This window comes from Streptomyces sp. NPDC048288 (genome assembly GCF_043201555.1).
Classification (GTDB): domain Bacteria; phylum Actinomycetota; class Actinomycetes; order Streptomycetales; family Streptomycetaceae; genus Streptomyces.
On sequence record NZ_JBICZD010000010.1, the window covers coordinates 60,561 to 77,050 of the forward strand.

Sequence of the window (16,490 nt, forward strand, 5' to 3'; positions counted from 1 at the left end):
CCGACGAGTCGGGCAGAAGAGCGCAGGGTGGTTCCGTGGACGGGACGGGAGTTGTGGAAAACCACGCCACTCGGACGGGTGAAGTGCGGCCGTGCGCGGGTGTGCCTGTGTGCGGCCGGGGCGGCGTCAGACCCGTTCCGCCACCGTCGCCGGATCGTCCAGGACGGCGCGGACCACCGAGTGGGCCGCGCCCAGGAGCGGGCCCTCGGGGCCCAGCCGGGAGACGGCGACCGGGCAGGCCGGGCCCGTCGTGCGGTCGGCCAGTTCGGCTTCCAGGGACGGGAGCAGCCAGGGGGCGAGGCCGGCCAGGGCGCCGCCCAGGACCACGGACTCGGGGTCGAGGAGGTTGACGGCGCCGGTCAGGGCGATGCCCAGCGCCGTGCCCGCGTCGTGCAGGGCGCGTCGTACACCCTCGTGGTCCGCGCCCGCCCGCTGCGCGAGCAGACCCACCGCGTCCTCGCGGGACTCGAGGCCGGCCGCACGCAGCACCGCCTCCTCGCCGGCGTACTGCTCCAGGCACCCGCGTCCGCCGCAGGCGCAGCGCGGCCCGTCGGGACGGACCGGCACATGGCCGAGCTCGCCCGCGAAACCGCGGTTCCCGCGCAGCAGCTGTCCGTCCACGACGACCGCGGCGCCGATGCCGATCTCCGCGGACACATGCAGGAAGTCGCGGGGGGTGGCGTCCCCGAGCCACAGCTCGGCCAGGGCGCCGAAGTTGGCCTCGTTGTCCACCGTCAGCGGGAGTCCGGCGGGCAGTAGCGCGCCGAGGTCGGTGTCGTGCCAGTCGAGGTTCGGGGCGTGCACGACCGTGTGCCCGTCGCGGGCGACCAGGCCGGGGACGGCGACCGCGAGACCGGCCGGCCACAGGCCCTCGCCCTCGGCCTCCGTCACGACCCGGCGGACCAGCGCGGTCAGCGCCTCGATCACCGGCCGCGGATCACGGCCCCGGTTGGCGCCGTGCCGCACGGCACGCGCGCGTACCTCCCCGCGCAGGTCCACCGCGCACACGGCGAGATGGTCGACCCCGACCTCCGCGCCGATACCGGCCGGGCCGCGCCCGCTCACCGCGAGCGCCGAGCCAGGCCGCCCGACCCGGCTCGGCCGCTCGGGGCCGAGTTCCTCCAGGAGCCCCCAGCGGATCAGCTCGTCGACCAGGGTCGACACCGCCGCCCTGGTCAGGCCGATGCGCGAGGCGACCGCGGCCCGCGACAGCGAGCCCTCGGCGCTGACCGCGTGCAGCACGCGCGCGAGGTTGCGCCGGCGCATGCCCTGCTGGGTGTCGGGCAGGGCACGGCCGTTCGCCGTCGGGCGGGCCTCGTGCAGCGGTGCGGTCATGCCTCCATCAATCCTCTGATCCTCCGGACGGTCTTCCGCCGGTCTTCCGCCGGTCAGTCGCCGGCGGCAGGCGGTCAGCGGTCTTCGGGTGCCCGCTCCAGCAGCGGGGCCGCGTCGGAGAGTACCCCGGAGATCCTGGCCAGCGTCGCGTCGTCCCGCTCCACCGCGTCCAGCACCGGCCCCGCGGCCGTGTTCCAGCGCCGCGCCACCGAGGCCGGGTCCTCCCCGGTGAGCAGCCCGGCCGCCTGCGCCGCGGCACCCAGCGCGACCAGCTCCTTCGCCTCGGGCACCTGCACCGGACGCCCGGACAGCCGCCGTACCGTCTCCTGCCAGGCGCGGCCCCGGGCGCCGCCGCCGATCAGCAGCAGCGGGGTGGTCCGGTCGGCGTCCTGGTCCAGCACCAGGTCCAGGGCGCCCAGCAGGGCGTGCACGGCACCGTCGTAGGCGGCCTGGAGGAGCTGGCCGCCGGTGGTGTCGTGGCGCAGACCGTGCAGCAGTCCGGAGGCGTGCGGCAGGTTCGGGGTGCGCTCGCCGTCCAGGTACGGCAGCAGGGTGACCGAGGTGCCGGACTCGACGGCCTCGCGGTCCCGGCCGAGGAGGGCCGCGACCCGGTCCACCGCGAGGGTGCAGTTCAGCGTGCAGGCCAGCGGCAGCCAGTCGCCGTGCGCGTCGGCGAAGCCCGCGACGGTGCCGGTCGGGTCGGCCGGGCGGTGCTTCGAGACCGCGTACACCGTGCCCGACGTGCCGAGGCTCAGCACCGGGGTGCCGGGGAGCAGCCCGAGGCCCAGCGCGGCGGCCGCGTTGTCGCCGGTTCCGGGGGCGACCAGGGTGCCCTTGGAGAAGGGCAGGTCGTGACTGTCCCGGACGGTGCCCGCGACCTCGCCGGGGCGGACCACCCGCGGCAGGAACGCCGGGTCCAGACCCACATGCGCCAGCGTCTCCTCGTCGTACGCCTCGGTCGCCGACGCCCACCAGCCGGTGCCCGAGGCATCACCGCGGTCGGTGGTGCCCACCCCGGTCAGGCGCTCGGTGAGGTAGTCGTGGGGGAGTCGTACGGCCCTGGTCGCGCGCACCGCCTCCGGCTCGTGCTCCGCGAGCCAGGCCCACTTCGTCACCGTGAAGGACGCGCCCGGCACGCTGCCGGTGCGCTCCGCCCAGGCCTTCGGGCCGCCCAGCTCCTCGATCAGCCGCTGGGCCTGGGGCGCCGAACGGACGTCGTTCCACAGCAGCGCGGGCCGCACCGGCTCGCCCCGCTCGTCCAGCGTGACCAGACCGTGCTGCTGCCCGCCGATCGACACGGCGGCCGCCTCGTGCGCGGCGTCACCGCACTGGCGCAGCGCCTCGCACAGCGCGTCCCACCACTGGCGCGGATCGCTCTCCCGGCCCGCCCCGGAGGACACGGTGTGCGGCGCCTGGCCGCTCGCCACGACCTGTCCGGTGGACGCGTCGACCACCAACGCCTTGGTGGACTGGGTGGACGTGTCCACGCCGACGACGAGCGGACCCTCGGCTGCTGACATCGGGCTCTCCCTTTTTCCGCGGCTAGCGGTTGATCTGACCTGCAGTTTTTCCGGTTCGTCGGGGTGTCGCGACCCGGTTTTCGTCCTTCGGGGACAGGGTGACCCTTCCCAGGGACGCGTCGGCATACTAATTTGTAAACCGCCATGACGAAATAGTCGGCACGACAGTCGTCCGGCACAGACTTCGAGCAGAACCCCCGAGCAAGGAGCCGCGGCATGAGCTTCCAGCCCACCCCCGAGGACAGGTTCACCTTCGGCCTGTGGACCGTCGGCTGGCAGGGAAGGGACCCGTTCGGCGACGCCACCCGGCGCGCCCTCGACCCGGTCGAGACGGTGCAGCGCCTGTCCGAACTGGGCGCCTACGGTGTGACGTTTCACGACGACGACCTGATCCCCTTCGGGTCCTCGGACACCGAGCGCGAATCGCACATCAAGCGCTTCCGCCAGGCCCTCGACGCGACCGGCCTGACCGTCCCGATGGCCACCACCAACCTCTTCACCCACCCGGTCTTCAAGGACGGCGCGTTCACCGCGAACGACCGCGAGGTGCGCCGTTACGCGCTGCGCAAGACCATCCGCAACATCGACCTGGCCGCCGAGCTGGGCGCGAAGACGTATGTCGCCTGGGGCGGCCGTGAGGGCGCCGAGTCCGGCGCCGCCAAGGACGTGCGGGTCGCCCTCGACCGCATGAAGGAGGCCTTCGACCTCCTCGGCGAGTACGTCACCGCCCAGGGCTACGACCTGCGCTTCGCCATCGAGCCCAAGCCGAACGAGCCGCGCGGCGACATCCTGCTCCCCACTGTCGGCCACGCGCTCGCGTTCATCGAGCGCCTGGAGCGCCCCGAGCTGTACGGCGTGAACCCCGAGGTGGGTCACGAGCAGATGGCCGGCCTGAACTTCCCGCACGGCATCGCCCAGGCGCTGTGGGCGGGCAAGCTCTTCCACATCGACCTCAACGGCCAGTCCGGCATCAAGTACGACCAGGACCTGCGCTTCGGCGCCGGCGACCTGCGTGCCGCCTTCTGGCTGGTCGACCTCCTGGAGAGCGCCGGCTACGAGGGCCCGAAGCACTTCGACTTCAAGCCGCCGCGGACCGAGGACCTCGACGGGGTGTGGGCGTCGGCCGCCGGCTGCATGCGCAACTACCTGATCCTCAAGGAGCGTGCCGCCGCCTTCCGCGCGGACCCGGAGGTCCAGGAGGCCCTGCGCGCCTCCCGCCTGGACCAGCTGGCCCAGCCGACCGCCGCGGACGGCCTCCAGTCGCTCCTCGCGGACCGCGCGGCCTTCGAGGAGTTCGACGCGGACGCGGTCGCCGCGCGCGGGATGGCCTTCGAGCAGCTCGACCAGCTGGCGATGGACCACCTGCTCGGCGCCCGGGGCTGAACACGCACGCGCGCGTGCGGGCCGCTCCCGGAGCGGACGCCCCCACGCGCGCGTGTCGCAATCCGCGCCCGCGCGGCCGGTTCGTGCGGGAATTGCTCCGGAATCGTGCGATCCATGGCATCAGTCCGTATCAACTCCCGCGCGGGGCTTACGCGATGACCGGTACGCGGTGACTCTTGGCGGTATGGCCATGCCGCCCGTACCGCCACGACCGCCCGGCCCGCCGAACGGCACCCCGCCCCCGGACGGGGGCTACGACCCGCCCGCGTACGGAGGTTTCGGACCACCGTCGGGCGGCGGCTTCGGGCCTCCCGCAGGGCCTCCCGAGGGGCCGCCTGCCGGGGGCGGCGACCCGCCCACCGCCGTGGGCTGGACGCCACCGCCTCCCGAGCGGCCCCGGCGGCGCAGGGGACCGCTGTTCGCCGTCCTGGTCGTGCTGGTGGCCGCCGTGGCCGTCGCCGCCGTCGTCCTGATGGCGTCCGGTGGCGACGGCTCACCCGGCAAGAAGCCCACCACGAGCAGCCCGAGCACCTCCGGCTCGCCCCGCCCCTCGATCAGCCTCCCGACCGAGCTGCCCAGCAGCCTGCCGTCGCGGCTGCCGAGCGAACTCCCCTCGGAGTGGCCCTCGGGGCTCCCCAGCGAGCTGCAGAGCGGTCTGGAGTCGGTCCTGCCGTCCCTGCTGGGGTGACCTCCGCCGGGTTCGCTACAGGCCCTTGGGCAGCCGGACGTACACCAGGGTCGTCTCGATGCCGCTGTCGACCAGGCGGCCCTGCGCGTCGAACGCGCCCGTTCCGTCCGTCATCCCGAAGTCGTTGTCGTTGATCAGGGCGAGCGTGTCGTGGTCCACGCGCGCGATGCCCTCGATCTTCAGCGGCACCCCGGCCACGGTGTTCAGGTCGACGACGAGGCGCTTGTCGAGCACCGGGACACCGGCCGCCGCCGGGTCGTCCAGCTGCTCCAGCGACGGAGACGTGGTGTCGTCGTCGTACGCGCCGCCGAGGATGTTCGACCTGCGGTCCAGCTTGACCAGTTCGAGGCGCGCCGCCTTGTCGGTGCGCTCCTCGACGAGCAGTCGGTCGCCGCCCACGGCCACGATCGACGAGATCTTCAGCTCGGAGGTGTCGTCCTCGCTCGGGTCCACGACGTTCACCGGGTCGAAGCGGTAGGCGTACTCGGCCGTGACCGCCTTCTTGCGGGGCGAGAAACGCAGCAGACGGGTGTTGAGCGAGGCATCCCCGGCGTCCCCGTCGGGCAGCGACAGCGGGCTCTGCAGCGCCATCACGAGGTCGCCGTCGGGCAGCAGGGCCAGGCCCTCGAAGCCGCGGTTGATCTTCCGGTGCAGCAGCACGGAGGGCAGCGCCTCCACCACCGGGTAGTCGGCGCCGGTGAGGTTCAGCCCCTTGGGCACGTACCGCGTGAGCACCTGCCCGCGCGCGGAGACGTGGACCAGCGACGGGCCGTACTCGTCGACCAGCCAGAAGGTGCCGTCCGCCGCGCGGACGATGCCCTCGGTGTCCAGGCCGTTCGGGTTGTACGACAGCGGGGTCTTGGCGTCGTAGGAGTACGGCGCCTCGTCCCGGCCTGACTGGTCGGGCAGACCGGTGACGGCCTTGCCGGAGGACGTGGTGATCGGCAGGGCGTCGATCACCTTGATGCTGTCGCCGGAGACGCGGATCTTCACGATCGCCGGGTCGAAGCCGGGCACCGGGAAGGTCCGGCGCTTCTTGCCGTCCACCTTGATCTGGCCGTTGGGCCCCCGGTCGGTGACCGTCCAGTATTCGCCCTTGCGGCCGGCCGGGTAGATGTCGCTGCCGATGCCGCCGAGGTCGATACCCCGGTCGTTGTCCACGGTGCCCGGGAGCAGCGCGTTGCTGAACGTGCCGAGCGGGATGTCGCCGAGGACGGCGGTGCGGGTGACGTGTGCCGCGCCGGACGACGAGGCGTCGGCCGTGCCCGCCGCCACGAGGGCGGCGGCCAGGGCCAGGGGCAGACCCGTCGCGACGGAACGGTGGACGCGGCGTCTGCCGGTGGCGTGCGGGGACATCGGGCCTCCTGAAAACAAGTTCGTTGGCAGCGGCCAGAGTTGGGCCTCACAAGGAACGCCGTTCGACCACTCGGTGAACACCGGGCGACCGCCACTCGGCGATCATCGGTTTTCGGCCCGCGAGCAGCGGATTCCCGGATTCCGCGGCTTACCCGTGCGCGGTTACCGCAGCGACCTGAACCACCGCACCACGGCGGCGGTTCCCGCCTGCTGGGAGCCCAGGTGACGGGAACCGCCGTAGTCCGGGGTGCCGAGGTCGACCAGCGGGGCGTCGACGCCGTGGGCGCGCAGTGCGGCCCGGCAGTGGGTCGTGTTCGCGTTGACGGCCTGCTCGTCCCCGTCGGCGTAGTAGAGCCGGATCGGAGCCTCGGGCGTCCAGTCGGAGCACACGCCGTCGGTGATCCGCAGGGCCGCCGCCAGCCGCCCGCCGGGGTGTGCCAGCATCGCCCGGCCGTGGGCGGTGAGCAGCCCGTGCAGGGAGTCCGGGGTGCCGGCCACGACCTCCTGGCCGGTGTGCGTGCCGTCCAGCAGGCTTTCCATCGTGCGGTCGTACGGCGCCCGGAACACCTCGGCCGGTGTGTCGTACAGGTGGTGCAGGCGGTTGAAGGACACCAGGGCCAGCGCCGTGTAGATCACGCTCGCCTTCGGTTCCGTCCGCCCGGCGAGCAGCGCGGGCAGCTCCGCGTCCCGGAACGCGTAGGCACCGCTGACCGGTGCCACCGCGCGGAGCCGGAACCAGCCGTCGTCCCCCTCCTGCAGCGACCGGGCCAGTCCCAGTGCCGCCGAGGCGCCCTGGGAGAAGCCGGTGGCGAGCACCCCGCGCCGCAGTTCCCGCCCCCTCTGGGCCGCGGCGGTGCGGGAGGCGCGCAGCATGTCCAGGGCGGCCGTCGTCTCCGAGGGCACGTCCATCCAGGGGTGGGGGCCGGGGCCCAGACCCAGACCGAGGTAGTCGGGGAGCACCGCGGCGAATCCGGCGGAGGCGTACGTCAGCGCGGGCGCCTGGCCCCAGACCTCGGCCGAGACGGAGGCGACATCGCCCTTGAACAGCTCGGTGCCGTGGGTGAACGACACGGTCCGCAGCCGTCGCTCGCCGCCGCGCGGCAGGGCCAGCAGCCCGCTGGCGGTGGTGGGACGGCCGTACGGATTCACCGTGCGGTACACGATCCGGAAGGTGTCCAGTCCGTGGCGGACGGTGCCGGTGTCCCAGGCCCCGCCCTCGTCCCCCGCCAGCTCGGCCGCGACCTGCCGCGCGGTGAGCGTCCTCAGATGTTCGACGGACACCAGCGTGCCGCGTGACACGTTAGCCGCCTCCCGCGCGGCAGCGGCGGGTCGTGGCCCGGCTGCCTCCCGCGCGACCACGGCCGTCGCGGTGCTCGCCGTCAGCGCGACCGACACCGCCGAGATCACCAGTAACCTGCTCATTCGCTTCATACCGGGACCGTACGAACCTCCGGCATCACCGACCATCCGGCCAACGGGCGTGTGGAGGTGGGGTTTTCCGCAGGATCCTGGGGGGGAGTGGGCCGGAGGAGAGGCCAGAAGCGGCCCGGTCGGTGCGTGGGAGGAATCGCTACGCTGGGAGCAGGACTGCTTCACAATCTGTTCGACTCGGCCCTCAGGGGCCAGTAGGGGTCGCTCGTCAGGGATGTCTCAGGGTCGCGGTCAGGAACCGCGGGAAGCGCGGGCCCGTTTTCAGATCAGAGAGCGGCAACGGCCGCGGAGGAGGCGACGCTGATGTCGAAGAACGCGAAGATCGCCGCAGGAGGTGTGGCGGTCGGGCTCATCCTGTTCATATGGCTGCCCTGGTGGGTGTCGTTCCTCATCGTGGTGGGCGTCCCGGTGGCCGCGTACCTCGCGCTCGACCCCTCGCAGCGGCGCAGGCTGCGCAGGGTCACGCGCAAGGAGATCGGCCGCTGAGCGACCCTCCCCGGGCCGCGCCCCCTTCGCGGGGCGCGGCCCAGGAGGGCTCACAGGGGCCGTACGGCCATCTTGTCGAGGGCTTCCAGGAGGCCGGGGAGCTCGGGGCCCCGGCCCACGGGCAGGACCTCGCCGGGCTCCTCGTCGAGGAGCACGAAGGCGATGTCGTCGGTGCGGGCCACCATCGACCAGCCGGGCCCGTCGGCACGGAGCGTACGGGCGTCGCCGGGGGCGAACGACGAACGGACCCGGCCCAGCGGCGGCGGCGCGTCCAGATAGGCCCACGCCTCGGCCAGGACCCGCCGGATCCCGGCGTGCCCCTTCGCGGCCGTGGAGGCTTCCGGGGCCGCCTCGGCGTCCTCCGGGGCCTCCGCAGGGGCCTCCTCGGGGGATTTCGGGGCGTCGGCCGGGGCCGGTGTCACCGAGAAGTGGTCGTCGCCGATCTGCTCCCGCCACACCGCCCACTGCAGGGCGATCTCGTCCGCGCCCAGCCGCCGCTGCGCCGGGCCCCAGGTGCTGGTGTCCGGCGGGGTCAGCGGGGCGCGGTCGGCCACCTCCGGTTCGGGGTCGTGCGGCGCGGGCACGTTCGGCGCCGCCACGGCGACCGCGAGCGGCCAGCCGGGCAGGGCGGCGACCACCGTCCGCTCGTCCGGCGACAGGTCGTACTCCATGCCGCAGTCCCAGGACGCGATCGCGACGGCGACCAGCGAGACGTCGTCGATCACGACCGTCCAGCGGGCCCCCTCGCCGTCCTGGCCGAGCACCAGGCCGTACCCGTCGGCGCGCGGCGCCAGCTCCAGCGCCGCACAGGCCTCCGGATAGTCGTCGCCCAGCACGCTCGGAAACTGCGCCGGCGTCAGCAGCACCGCCGTGAGCACGTACAGCGCCTCATCCGCGGCGACGGCCTCCTCGTCCGTCCCGGCCATCCCTGCCTCCCACTCGTTCGTCCAACGGCGCGCACCCTAGTGCGACGGGAAGCCCCTTGTCACGACCGGCCACCACACGCGGAGCTGCGGCGTTCCGCCAGGACGGGACGAAACGACCGAGACGGCGGCCGATCGGTCAGGCGACCGGCAGCCCGAGGAGGTCGCGCGCCACCGTCCGCGGCGACTCGTCGCGCTCCCGGGCCAGCGCGAGGACGGCCCGGCACGCCAGCTCGCTCACCCCGAACGACAACGCCTCCGGCGAGACCCAGCCCGCCGCCTCCTCGATCCGGTCCTGATCGTCCTCCGCATGGGCCGCGACATAGTCGGCCGCGGCCTCGAACAAGTTGTGCGCGCGCCTCTCGGGCCGCTTGGGCGCCTCGGCGCCGCCGGCACCCTCTGCGCCACGGAATCTGCCTGCGTACTTACGGATCCGGTCGAACACGCGGGCCACCTTCCCCCTGTCGGTTGTTGCCTTCGAACAATCGTCATCCCCTACCGAACGTAGAGTTGAAGTTCCGGCAACAGAAGGGGGCGCCCCCCGGAATGCCTCCATCGGCACCGGCTCCCGGCTAGCCGCCGCGGACCGCCAGCGCGAGGAACCGGGCGTCCTCGTCGACGTACGACATCATGCGCCAGCCCGAACCGGCCAGCAGGGGGCGGAGGTTGCCCTCCGCGCGCAGGTCGCCCGGCGTGATCTGCCGTCCCTGGCGCGCCGCCAGCGCGGCCCGACCGATCGGGTGGAACAGCGCGAGCGTGCCGCCGGGGCGGACCGCGCGCGCCAACTCCCGCAGATTCTCGGCGGGTCGAGGCAGATGGGCGATCAGGCCCGCGGCGAACACGGCGTCGAGGGATTCCGAACGCACCGGGAGCGCCGCGACGTCGGCGAGCAGCAGCCGGCCCGCGCGGTCCCGCCCGGCCCGCACCGCGGCCTGGAGCATCGCCGGGGTCAGGTCCATTCCGAGCACAGCGCCCGAGGGGCCCACGGCCGCGCGCAGCGGCGGCAGGGCGCGCCCCGTGCCGCAGCCCGCGTCCAGCACCCGGTCACCCGCGCGCAGCCCCAGCTCGCCGACGGCGGCGGCGTACGCGGGACCGTCGTCGGGGAACTTCCCGTCCCAGCCGGCCGCCCGCGCGGTGAAGAACTCCCGGACATGTGTGTGGTCTTCGCTCATGCCCCGCATGATCCCTCACCGTCACGGAGGACGCCCCTGTGCGCACGTTCGAACGGGACGCGATCGTTCCGGCACATCTCTGAGTCATATTGCGGCACCTTTCGAAATGCGCCCCCTTTGTGCTCCCATGCCCCCTAGCGTCCCTGGGCCATGGGACACCTGGACCACGCCACCTTCGGCTGGCTGACCCCCGTGCTGTCGTACGTGATGGCCTGCATAGGCGCCGCGCTGGGGCTGCGCTGTACCGTCCGCGCGCTCGGCAGCACCGGCCGCTCGCGCCGCAACTGGCTCCTCACCGCCGCCTCCGCGCTCGGCACCGGCATCTGGACCATGCACTTCGTGGCCATGCTCGGCTTCAGCGTGAGCGGCACCGACATCCGCTACGACGTACCGCTGACCATCCTCAGCCTGCTCGTCGCCGTGGTCGTGGTGAGCGCCGGCGTCTTCGCCGTCGGCTACAGCCGCGACCGCGGCCGGGCGCTCCTGCTGGGCGGGCTCACCACCGGACTGGGCGTCGCCAGCATGCACTACCTCGGCATGGCGGCGGTCCGGCTGCACGGCGATGTGCGCTACGACCCGATGCTCGTCGGACTCTCCGTCCTCATCGCCGTGGTCGCCGCGACCGCGGCCCTGTGGGCGGCCCTCAACATCAGGTCGCCCGTGGCCGTCACCGTCGCCTCCCTGGTCATGGGCGCGGCCGTCAGCAGCATGCACTACACCGGGATGTTCGCGGTCAGCGTGCGCGTCACCCCCTCCGGCACCCCGCTGCCCGGGGCCACGGCCATGCAGTTCATCTTCCCCCTGGCCGTCGGCCTCGGGTCCTATCTGTTCCTCACCTCGGCCTTCGTCGCGCTCTCGCCCACGGCCGGGGAGCGCGAGGCCTCCGCCTCCGCCCAGCGGCCCGTCACCGGCGTCGCGCGCTGACCCGGCCCGAACCAGTTCCCCAGACGAGCGAGGAGGCCATGCGTACGCCCCGTAGGACCCCCACCACAGGCCCGGAGACACCGTCCCCGCGACCTCCGCGCGGCCGTCGCGCGCACGCCGGACCACCCGCCGACGAACCGGTCGACGACCTCGTCGAGGCGGATGACAGCGCGCCACCACGCGGGAGCGGCTGGCGGATCCGGCCCCGGACCGTCCGGGCCAAGGTCGTCTGCCTGCTCATGGTTCCGGTCATGTCCCTGCTCGCCCTGTGGGCGTACGCCACGGTCACCACGGCCCAGGACGTCTCCCGGCTGCGCCAGTCCCAGCGCGTCGACACGGCGCTGCGGACCCCGGTCGCCACCGCCGTCGCCGCGCTCCAGGCCGAGCGCGCCGCGGCCGTCCGGTACGCGACCGATCCCGGCGCCGAACAGACCGGGGATCTCAGGAGACTCGGCGCCCGCACCGACCGGGCCGTGGCCGCCCTGCGGCTCGGCAAGGGCAGCACCGTCGCCGACAGCGAGGAGCTGCCCTCCGGTGTCGCCCGGCGCCTGGAGACCTTCGTCTCCGGCGCCGAGCAGCTGCGCACGCTGCGGTCGGCGGTGCAGAACCGCGGCACCGGCTGGGACGAGGCCTACGGGCGGTACACACGCGCCATCTCCTCGGCCTTCGCCGTGGACGGCGCCCTCACCGGCATCCAGGCCGACGACATGGGTTCCGACGCGCGCGTGCTGCTCGAATTCTCCCGCGCGGGCGAGGCACTGGCCCAGGAGGACGCGGTCCTCGCCGGCGCACGGCTGGCCGGCGGCCTCGACGGCGAGCGACTGCGGCTGTTCACCGGAGCCGTCGACACCCGCCGTGCCCTCACCGACGCGGCCGTCGCCGACCTGCCCGGCGCCCAGCGCACCGCCTGGCGCCGGCTCACCGGCGGCGAGGACTACACCGCGCTGGGCAACGCCGAGGACCGGATCCTGGCCAGTCCCCCCGGCGCCAAGGCCCTGCACGCCGCTCCGGAAGCCGCCTGGGACACCGCCCACGCGCGCGTGCAGGACGGCATGCGCACCGTCCAGAGCGACACGGCACGCGCGGTCGCGGGCCGGGCCGACCCGTTCGCGCGCGGACTGCTCACCCCGGCCGGTGCCGCCGTCCTCTTCGGGCTGCTCGCCGTGGCCGCCTCGCTCGTCATCTCCGTCCGCATCGGGCGTGGCCTCGTGGTGGAGCTGGTGAGCCTGCGCAACAGCGCCCTGGAGATCGCCCGCCGCAAACTCCCCGAGGCCATGCGCAGACTGCGGGCCGGCGAGGAGATCGACATCCGCGCGGAGGCGCCCCCGGGGCCGGCCGCGGAGGACGAGACCGGGCAGGTCGCCGAGGCCCTCGGCACCGTGCACCGCGCCGCCCTGCGCGCGGCCATGGAACGCGCCGAACTCGCCAGCGGCATCTCGGGCGTGTTCGTCAACCTCGCCCGGCGCAGCCAGATCCTCGTCCACCGCCAGCTGAGCCTGCTGGACAGCATGGAACGCCGCTCCGAGGACCCCAACGAACTGAGCGACCTCTTCCGTCTCGACCACCTCACCACCCGGATGCGGCGCCACGCGGAGAGCCTGATCATCCTCTCCGGGGCGGCCCCCGGCCGGGCCTGGCGCATGCCGGTGTCCCTCACCGACGTCGTACGGGCCGCCGTCTCGGAGGTCGAGGACTACGCGCGCGTGGAGGTACGCCAGCTCCCCGAGGCGGCCGTCGCCGGCGCGGCCGTCGCCGACCTCACCCATCTGCTCGCCGAGGTCGTGGAGAACGCCGCCCAGTTCTCACCGCCGCACACGCGCGTGCGCATCACCGGGGAACCCGTCGGCAACGGCTACGCCCTGGAGGTCGAGGACCGGGGCCTCGGCATGGGCCAGGAGACCCTCGCCGAGGCCAACCGGCGCATCGAACAGTCCGAGGCCCTCGACCTGTTCGACAGCGACCGGCTCGGCCTCTTCGTGGTCAGCAGGCTCGCGGCCCGCCACGGCATCAAGGTGCATCTGCGCACCTCCCCCTACGGCGGCACCACCGCGGTGGTACTGCTGCCGAAGGTCCTGCTGCACGGTGGTCCGGCGGAACGTTCCGGCCGTCCGGCGGCCGACACCGAACCGGCACCGGAGCGCGTGTACGCGCGCGTGCCCGACGCCGCCCTCCCGCAGGCCATCCCCGCCGACCGGCCCGCCCTGGCCGTCACCGCCCGGCCGTCCCCGCGGCCGGCGGCGCCCGAGCCGCCGCCTCCCGGAGTCACCACCTTGAGGCCGCACCGCCCACCGCACGACTCCGAGCCCCAGGACGACGACCTGCCACGCCGGGTACGCCAGGCGAACCTCGCCCCCCAACTCCGCGATCCCCGCGCCGAGGACCCCGCGCCCGCCCGCCGGGGCGGCGAACGCACCCCCGAACTCGTCCGCGACCGCATGGCGGCCTACCGCGCGGGCTGGACGCGCGGCGGCGGCAGGAAACCCGGCCGCGGAGCCGCCCCGGAACCCGCCGGGAGCACCGACAGCACCGAAGGAGACCGCGCATGATCCAGGACCCGAGCACAAGGGCGGACCGGCGCTCCGGCGAACTCGACTGGCTGCTGGACGACCTGGTGCTGCGCGTCACGGAGGTACGGCATGCCGTCGTGCTGTCCAACGACGGCCTAGCCGTGGGCGCCTCGACCGGCCTCAAGCGCGAGGACGCCGAGCACCTCGCCGCCGTGGCCTCCGGCTTCAACAGCCTCGCCAAGGGCGCCGGACGGCACTTCGGGGCGGGCGGGGTGCGCCAGACGATGGTCGAGATGGACGACGCCTTCCTCTTCGTGGCCGCCGCCGGCGACGGCTCCTGCCTCGCCCTGCTCACCGACGTCACCGCCGACATCGGCCTGGTCGCCTACGAGATGGCCCGCCTGGTCAAGCGCGTCGGCGAGCACCTCTACACCGCGCCGCGCGTCGGCGCGCGGCCACCCGCCGCCGGATGAACCGGAAGACCGCCCCCGATGACCGAGTACGCGAGCGGCACCCCGCACGAGCCGGGCAGCCAGTGGTACGACAACGAGGCAGGGCCGCTGGTCCGCCCCTACGCCATGACCGGCGGCCGCACCACGCCGGGCCCCACCGGGGTGCGGTTCGACCTGATCGCCCTGGTCACCCTCGACCCGGGCGCCCCCGGCGTGGACGACGACACCCCGCTCGGCCCCGAACACCGGGCGCTGATCGACCTCTGCCGGACGGAGACGCAGTCCGTCGCCGAACTCGCCGCCGGAGCCGACCTGCCCGTGGGGGTGGTCCGGGTGCTCCTGGGCGATCTGCTGGAACTGGGCTGCGTCACCGTGAGCCGCCCGGTGCCACCGGCGCAGCTCCCCGACGAACGGATTCTGCGCGAGGTCATCGAGGGATTGCGGGCACTGTAGATGACCATCCGGAACCGACCGGAACCATCCGGAACCATCGCGGAACCAACGGGGCGCGAGCCGGTCAGCACCGACGCGTTCCGGTCCAACCGTCCGCGGCCGAGCGGCAGTTGTCATGATGCTGGCTTCGCGTCCTGACCACCCGCACGGTGCCGAACCCCCAGACGTCGACCGAAGCCGGCCCTCCCGAGAGAAGTGATCATGGTCTCCGAGCACTCCGAGCCCGCCGCCGACGACGACACGGCGGCCATGGCGCTCAAGATATTGGTCGCCGGCGGCTTCGGCGTCGGCAAGACGACCCTGGTCGGTGCCGTCAGCGAGATCCGGCCGCTGCGCACCGAGGAAATGCTCAGCGAGGCGGGCCAGTCGGTGGACGACACCGACGGCGTGGACCAGAAGGTCACCACGACCGTCGCCATGGACTTCGGACGCATCACCATCCGCTCCGGGCTCTCCCTGTACCTCTTCGGCACCCCGGGCCAGGACCGGTTCTGGTTCCTCTGGGACGAGCTGTCGCAAGGGGCCCTCGGCGCCGTCGTCCTCGCCGACACCCGCCGTCTGGAGGACTGCTTCCCCGCGGTCGACTACTTCGAGCACCGGCACATCCCGTTCGTCGTCGCCGTCAACTGCTTCACCGGCGCCCGGTCCTACGGCGCCCACGACGTCTGCCGGGCCCTCGACCTGGACCAGGGCACACCGGTGGTCCTGTGCGACGCCCGCGACCGGGACTCCGGCAAGGAGGTGCTGATCCGGCTCGTCGAGTACGCCGGGCGGATGCACACCGCCCGGCTCCTCGACTCGGTGGGCTGACCGGGGGCACGGCTCAGCCCGTGAGGTCCTTGAGCGCCACCACCTTCTCCACGGCGACCCGCACCAGCAGCTCGCCCGGGACGCCGTTGCGGGCGCCGAACTCCTCCGCGTGGTCCTCTCCCACGTAGCGCGCCGCGATCCGGGTGGCCGAATCTCGCAGCTCGCCCGGATCCTCCGACAGCCGGGCGCGCCCGCTCAGCACCACGAAATGGAAGGGGGGCCGGTCGTCGTCCACGCACAGGGCGATCCGCCCGTCGCGGGTGAGATTGCGCCCCTTCACGGTCTCCTTGCCGGTGTTGAAGACCAGATCGTCTCCCTCCAGCAGGAACCAGATGGGCGCCACATGCGGGCTGCCGTCGGCGTTGACGGTGGACAGCTTGCCGGTGCGGGTGCCGTGCGAGACGAACGCCCGCCATTCCTCGTCGGTCATCTTCTGTGCCATGTCCTCATCCTCCTTGCCCGGACGCCGGTGGTGGGGAAGGCTGGCGGGGAGATCCTCCAGCCAGGGGGAGAGAGGGCACACGGGGAGACGCGGGACATGGCGCAGAACCAGGGACTCGGCTGGCTGCTCGACGACCTGACCGAGCGTGTGGAGCACGTACGGCACGCGCTGGTCCTGTCGAACGACGGGCTGGTCACGGGCGCGAGCACGGGCCTTCGCCGGGAGGACGCGGAGCATCTGGCCGCCGTCGCCTCCGGGCTGCACAGCCTTGCCAAGGGCTCCGGACGCCACTTCGGCGCGGGGCAGGTCCGTCAGACGATGATCGAGTACGACGACGCGGTCCTGTTCGTCACCGCCGCCGGAACCGGCAGTTGTCTGTGCGTGCTCAGCGGCGCCGAGGCCGATATCGGCCTGATCGCCTACGAGATGACCCTGCTGGTGAACCGCGTCGGCGAACACCTCGGCGTGGACGCCAGGCACCCGGAGCGATCCTCCGTGATGGACCTCTGACCTGCGGATTCACCTTCCATCGCAGGGTTTTCCACAGGCCTGCCACGAGATTCGCCGCAGCGGCTACGGTCTTTTCCACGGCGAGCGCACCCGGCGCG

Annotated in this window: 17 protein-coding genes; 9 read left to right on the forward strand and 8 right to left on the reverse strand. The window is 73.4% G+C overall.

All coding sequences use genetic code 11. The features are described from left to right. Positions 1–126: 126 nt before the first annotated feature. Together ACGFZS_RS32520 and xylB are read right to left on the reverse strand one after the other, a co-directional pair. Positions 127–1,335 carry an ROK family transcriptional regulator gene (locus ACGFZS_RS32520; RefSeq protein ID WP_359219668.1) on the reverse strand — a complete coding sequence of 403 codons (1,209 nt, stop codon included), beginning with the start codon at positions 1,333–1,335 and terminating at the stop codon, positions 127–129. A gap of 74 nt (positions 1,336–1,409) precedes the next feature. Beyond that, positions 1,410–2,855: a xylulokinase gene (xylB, locus tag ACGFZS_RS32525; protein WP_393798083.1), complete on the reverse strand. Its 1,446-nt coding sequence runs from the start codon at positions 2,853–2,855 to the stop codon at positions 1,410–1,412. A 216-nt stretch (positions 2,856–3,071) separates the two neighbouring features. Between xylB and xylA the strand changes: the two genes are divergently transcribed. Together xylA and ACGFZS_RS32535 are read left to right on the forward strand one after the other, a co-directional pair. Further along, on the forward strand, positions 3,072–4,238 hold the full coding sequence (gene xylA, locus ACGFZS_RS32530; protein WP_393798084.1) for a xylose isomerase: 1,167 nt from the start codon (positions 3,072–3,074) through the stop codon (positions 4,236–4,238). Positions 4,239–4,422: 184 nt separating this feature from the next. Continuing rightward, positions 4,423–4,926, forward strand: coding sequence for a hypothetical protein (locus ACGFZS_RS32535; RefSeq protein WP_393798085.1), 504 nt, complete (start codon positions 4,423–4,425; stop codon positions 4,924–4,926). Positions 4,927–4,941: 15 nt separating this feature from the next. On the opposite strand, the gene ACGFZS_RS32540 is transcribed toward ACGFZS_RS32535, so the two are convergent. Continuing rightward, positions 4,942–6,282, reverse strand: a complete 1,341-nt coding sequence (locus ACGFZS_RS32540; protein WP_393798086.1) for an esterase-like activity of phytase family protein — start codon at positions 6,280–6,282, stop codon at positions 4,942–4,944. 162 nt (positions 6,283–6,444) lie between these two features. Further along, a complete protein-coding gene (locus ACGFZS_RS32545) occupies positions 6,445–7,704 on the reverse strand; it encodes an alpha/beta hydrolase family protein (RefSeq protein ID WP_393798087.1) in 1,260 nt (419 codons plus the stop codon). A gap of 312 nt (positions 7,705–8,016) precedes the next feature. On the opposite strand from ACGFZS_RS32545, the gene ACGFZS_RS32550 reads away from it, so the two are divergent. Then, on the forward strand, positions 8,017–8,199 hold the full coding sequence (locus tag ACGFZS_RS32550) for a hypothetical protein (RefSeq protein WP_355711936.1): 183 nt from the start codon (positions 8,017–8,019) through the stop codon (positions 8,197–8,199). Positions 8,200–8,249: 50 nt separating this feature from the next. On the opposite strand, the gene ACGFZS_RS32555 is transcribed toward ACGFZS_RS32550, so the two are convergent. The 3 genes from ACGFZS_RS32555 to ACGFZS_RS32565 form a co-directional block, all read right to left on the reverse strand. Then, entirely contained in the window at positions 8,250–9,125 is an 876-nt protein-coding gene (locus ACGFZS_RS32555; protein ID WP_393798088.1) for a hypothetical protein, read from the reverse strand. A 136-nt stretch (positions 9,126–9,261) separates the two neighbouring features. Then, positions 9,262–9,567 (reverse strand): hypothetical protein, encoded by a 306-nt coding sequence (locus ACGFZS_RS32560; RefSeq protein WP_393798089.1) that lies wholly within the window; start codon positions 9,565–9,567, stop codon positions 9,262–9,264. A 127-nt stretch (positions 9,568–9,694) separates the two neighbouring features. Then, positions 9,695–10,294 (reverse strand): class I SAM-dependent methyltransferase, encoded by a 600-nt coding sequence (locus ACGFZS_RS32565; protein ID WP_393798090.1) that lies wholly within the window; start codon positions 10,292–10,294, stop codon positions 9,695–9,697. Positions 10,295–10,444: 150 nt separating this feature from the next. On the opposite strand from ACGFZS_RS32565, the gene ACGFZS_RS32570 reads away from it, so the two are divergent. From ACGFZS_RS32570 to ACGFZS_RS32590, 5 genes are all read left to right on the forward strand, one after another. Beyond that, on the forward strand, positions 10,445–11,218 hold the full coding sequence (locus tag ACGFZS_RS32570) for an MHYT domain-containing protein (RefSeq protein WP_393798091.1): 774 nt from the start codon (positions 10,445–10,447) through the stop codon (positions 11,216–11,218). A 38-nt stretch (positions 11,219–11,256) separates the two neighbouring features. Continuing rightward, a complete protein-coding gene (locus tag ACGFZS_RS32575; protein WP_393798092.1) occupies positions 11,257–13,764 on the forward strand; it encodes a nitrate- and nitrite sensing domain-containing protein in 2,508 nt (835 codons plus the stop codon). After that, entirely contained in the window at positions 13,761–14,198 is a 438-nt protein-coding gene (locus ACGFZS_RS32580; protein WP_355711946.1) for a roadblock/LC7 domain-containing protein, read from the forward strand. Before ACGFZS_RS32575 ends, ACGFZS_RS32580 begins: the two co-directional genes overlap by 4 nt. An 18-nt stretch (positions 14,199–14,216) precedes the next feature. Further along, a complete protein-coding gene (locus ACGFZS_RS32585) occupies positions 14,217–14,630 on the forward strand; it encodes a DUF742 domain-containing protein (RefSeq protein WP_393798093.1) in 414 nt (137 codons plus the stop codon). Between the two features lie 201 nt (positions 14,631–14,831). Next, positions 14,832–15,440 (forward strand): ATP/GTP-binding protein, encoded by a 609-nt coding sequence (locus tag ACGFZS_RS32590; protein ID WP_393666185.1) that lies wholly within the window; start codon positions 14,832–14,834, stop codon positions 15,438–15,440. Positions 15,441–15,453: 13 nt separating this feature from the next. Here ACGFZS_RS32590 and ACGFZS_RS32595 read toward each other — a convergent pair whose 3' ends face one another. Further along, positions 15,454–15,882, reverse strand: a complete 429-nt coding sequence (locus ACGFZS_RS32595) for a PPOX class F420-dependent oxidoreductase (protein ID WP_393798094.1) — start codon at positions 15,880–15,882, stop codon at positions 15,454–15,456. Between the two features lie 96 nt (positions 15,883–15,978). On the opposite strand from ACGFZS_RS32595, the gene ACGFZS_RS32600 reads away from it, so the two are divergent. Further along, positions 15,979–16,392 carry a roadblock/LC7 domain-containing protein gene (locus ACGFZS_RS32600; protein ID WP_359219691.1) on the forward strand — a complete coding sequence of 138 codons (414 nt, stop codon included), beginning with the start codon at positions 15,979–15,981 and terminating at the stop codon, positions 16,390–16,392. The last annotated feature ends 98 nt before the right edge of the window (positions 16,393–16,490 follow it).

Bases quoted from the DNA above. Each gene is read 5' to 3' on its own strand.
- ACGFZS_RS32520 (WP_359219668.1), bottom strand. From the start codon at position 1,335: ATGACCGCACCGCTGCACGAGGCCCGCCCGACGGCGAACGGCCGTGCC.
- xylB (WP_393798083.1), bottom strand. From the start codon at position 2,855: ATGTCAGCAGCCGAGGGTCCGCTCGTCGTCGGCGTGGACACGTCCACC.
- xylA (WP_393798084.1), top strand. From the start codon at position 3,072: ATGAGCTTCCAGCCCACCCCCGAGGACAGGTTCACCTTCGGCCTGTGG.
- ACGFZS_RS32535 (WP_393798085.1), top strand. From the start codon at position 4,423: ATGGCCATGCCGCCCGTACCGCCACGACCGCCCGGCCCGCCGAACGGC.
- ACGFZS_RS32540 (WP_393798086.1), bottom strand. From the start codon at position 6,282: ATGTCCCCGCACGCCACCGGCAGACGCCGCGTCCACCGTTCCGTCGCG.
- ACGFZS_RS32545 (WP_393798087.1), bottom strand. From the start codon at position 7,704: ATGAGCAGGTTACTGGTGATCTCGGCGGTGTCGGTCGCGCTGACGGCG.
- ACGFZS_RS32550 (WP_355711936.1), top strand. From the start codon at position 8,017: ATGTCGAAGAACGCGAAGATCGCCGCAGGAGGTGTGGCGGTCGGGCTC.
- ACGFZS_RS32555 (WP_393798088.1), bottom strand. From the start codon at position 9,125: ATGGCCGGGACGGACGAGGAGGCCGTCGCCGCGGATGAGGCGCTGTAC.
- ACGFZS_RS32565 (WP_393798090.1), bottom strand. From the start codon at position 10,294: ATGAGCGAAGACCACACACATGTCCGGGAGTTCTTCACCGCGCGGGCG.
- ACGFZS_RS32570 (WP_393798091.1), top strand. From the start codon at position 10,445: ATGGGACACCTGGACCACGCCACCTTCGGCTGGCTGACCCCCGTGCTG.
- ACGFZS_RS32575 (WP_393798092.1), top strand. From the start codon at position 11,257: ATGCGTACGCCCCGTAGGACCCCCACCACAGGCCCGGAGACACCGTCC.
- ACGFZS_RS32580 (WP_355711946.1), top strand. From the start codon at position 13,761: ATGATCCAGGACCCGAGCACAAGGGCGGACCGGCGCTCCGGCGAACTC.
- ACGFZS_RS32585 (WP_393798093.1), top strand. From the start codon at position 14,217: ATGACCGAGTACGCGAGCGGCACCCCGCACGAGCCGGGCAGCCAGTGG.
- ACGFZS_RS32590 (WP_393666185.1), top strand. From the start codon at position 14,832: ATGGTCTCCGAGCACTCCGAGCCCGCCGCCGACGACGACACGGCGGCC.
- ACGFZS_RS32595 (WP_393798094.1), bottom strand. From the start codon at position 15,882: ATGGCACAGAAGATGACCGACGAGGAATGGCGGGCGTTCGTCTCGCAC.
- ACGFZS_RS32600 (WP_359219691.1), top strand. From the start codon at position 15,979: ATGGCGCAGAACCAGGGACTCGGCTGGCTGCTCGACGACCTGACCGAG.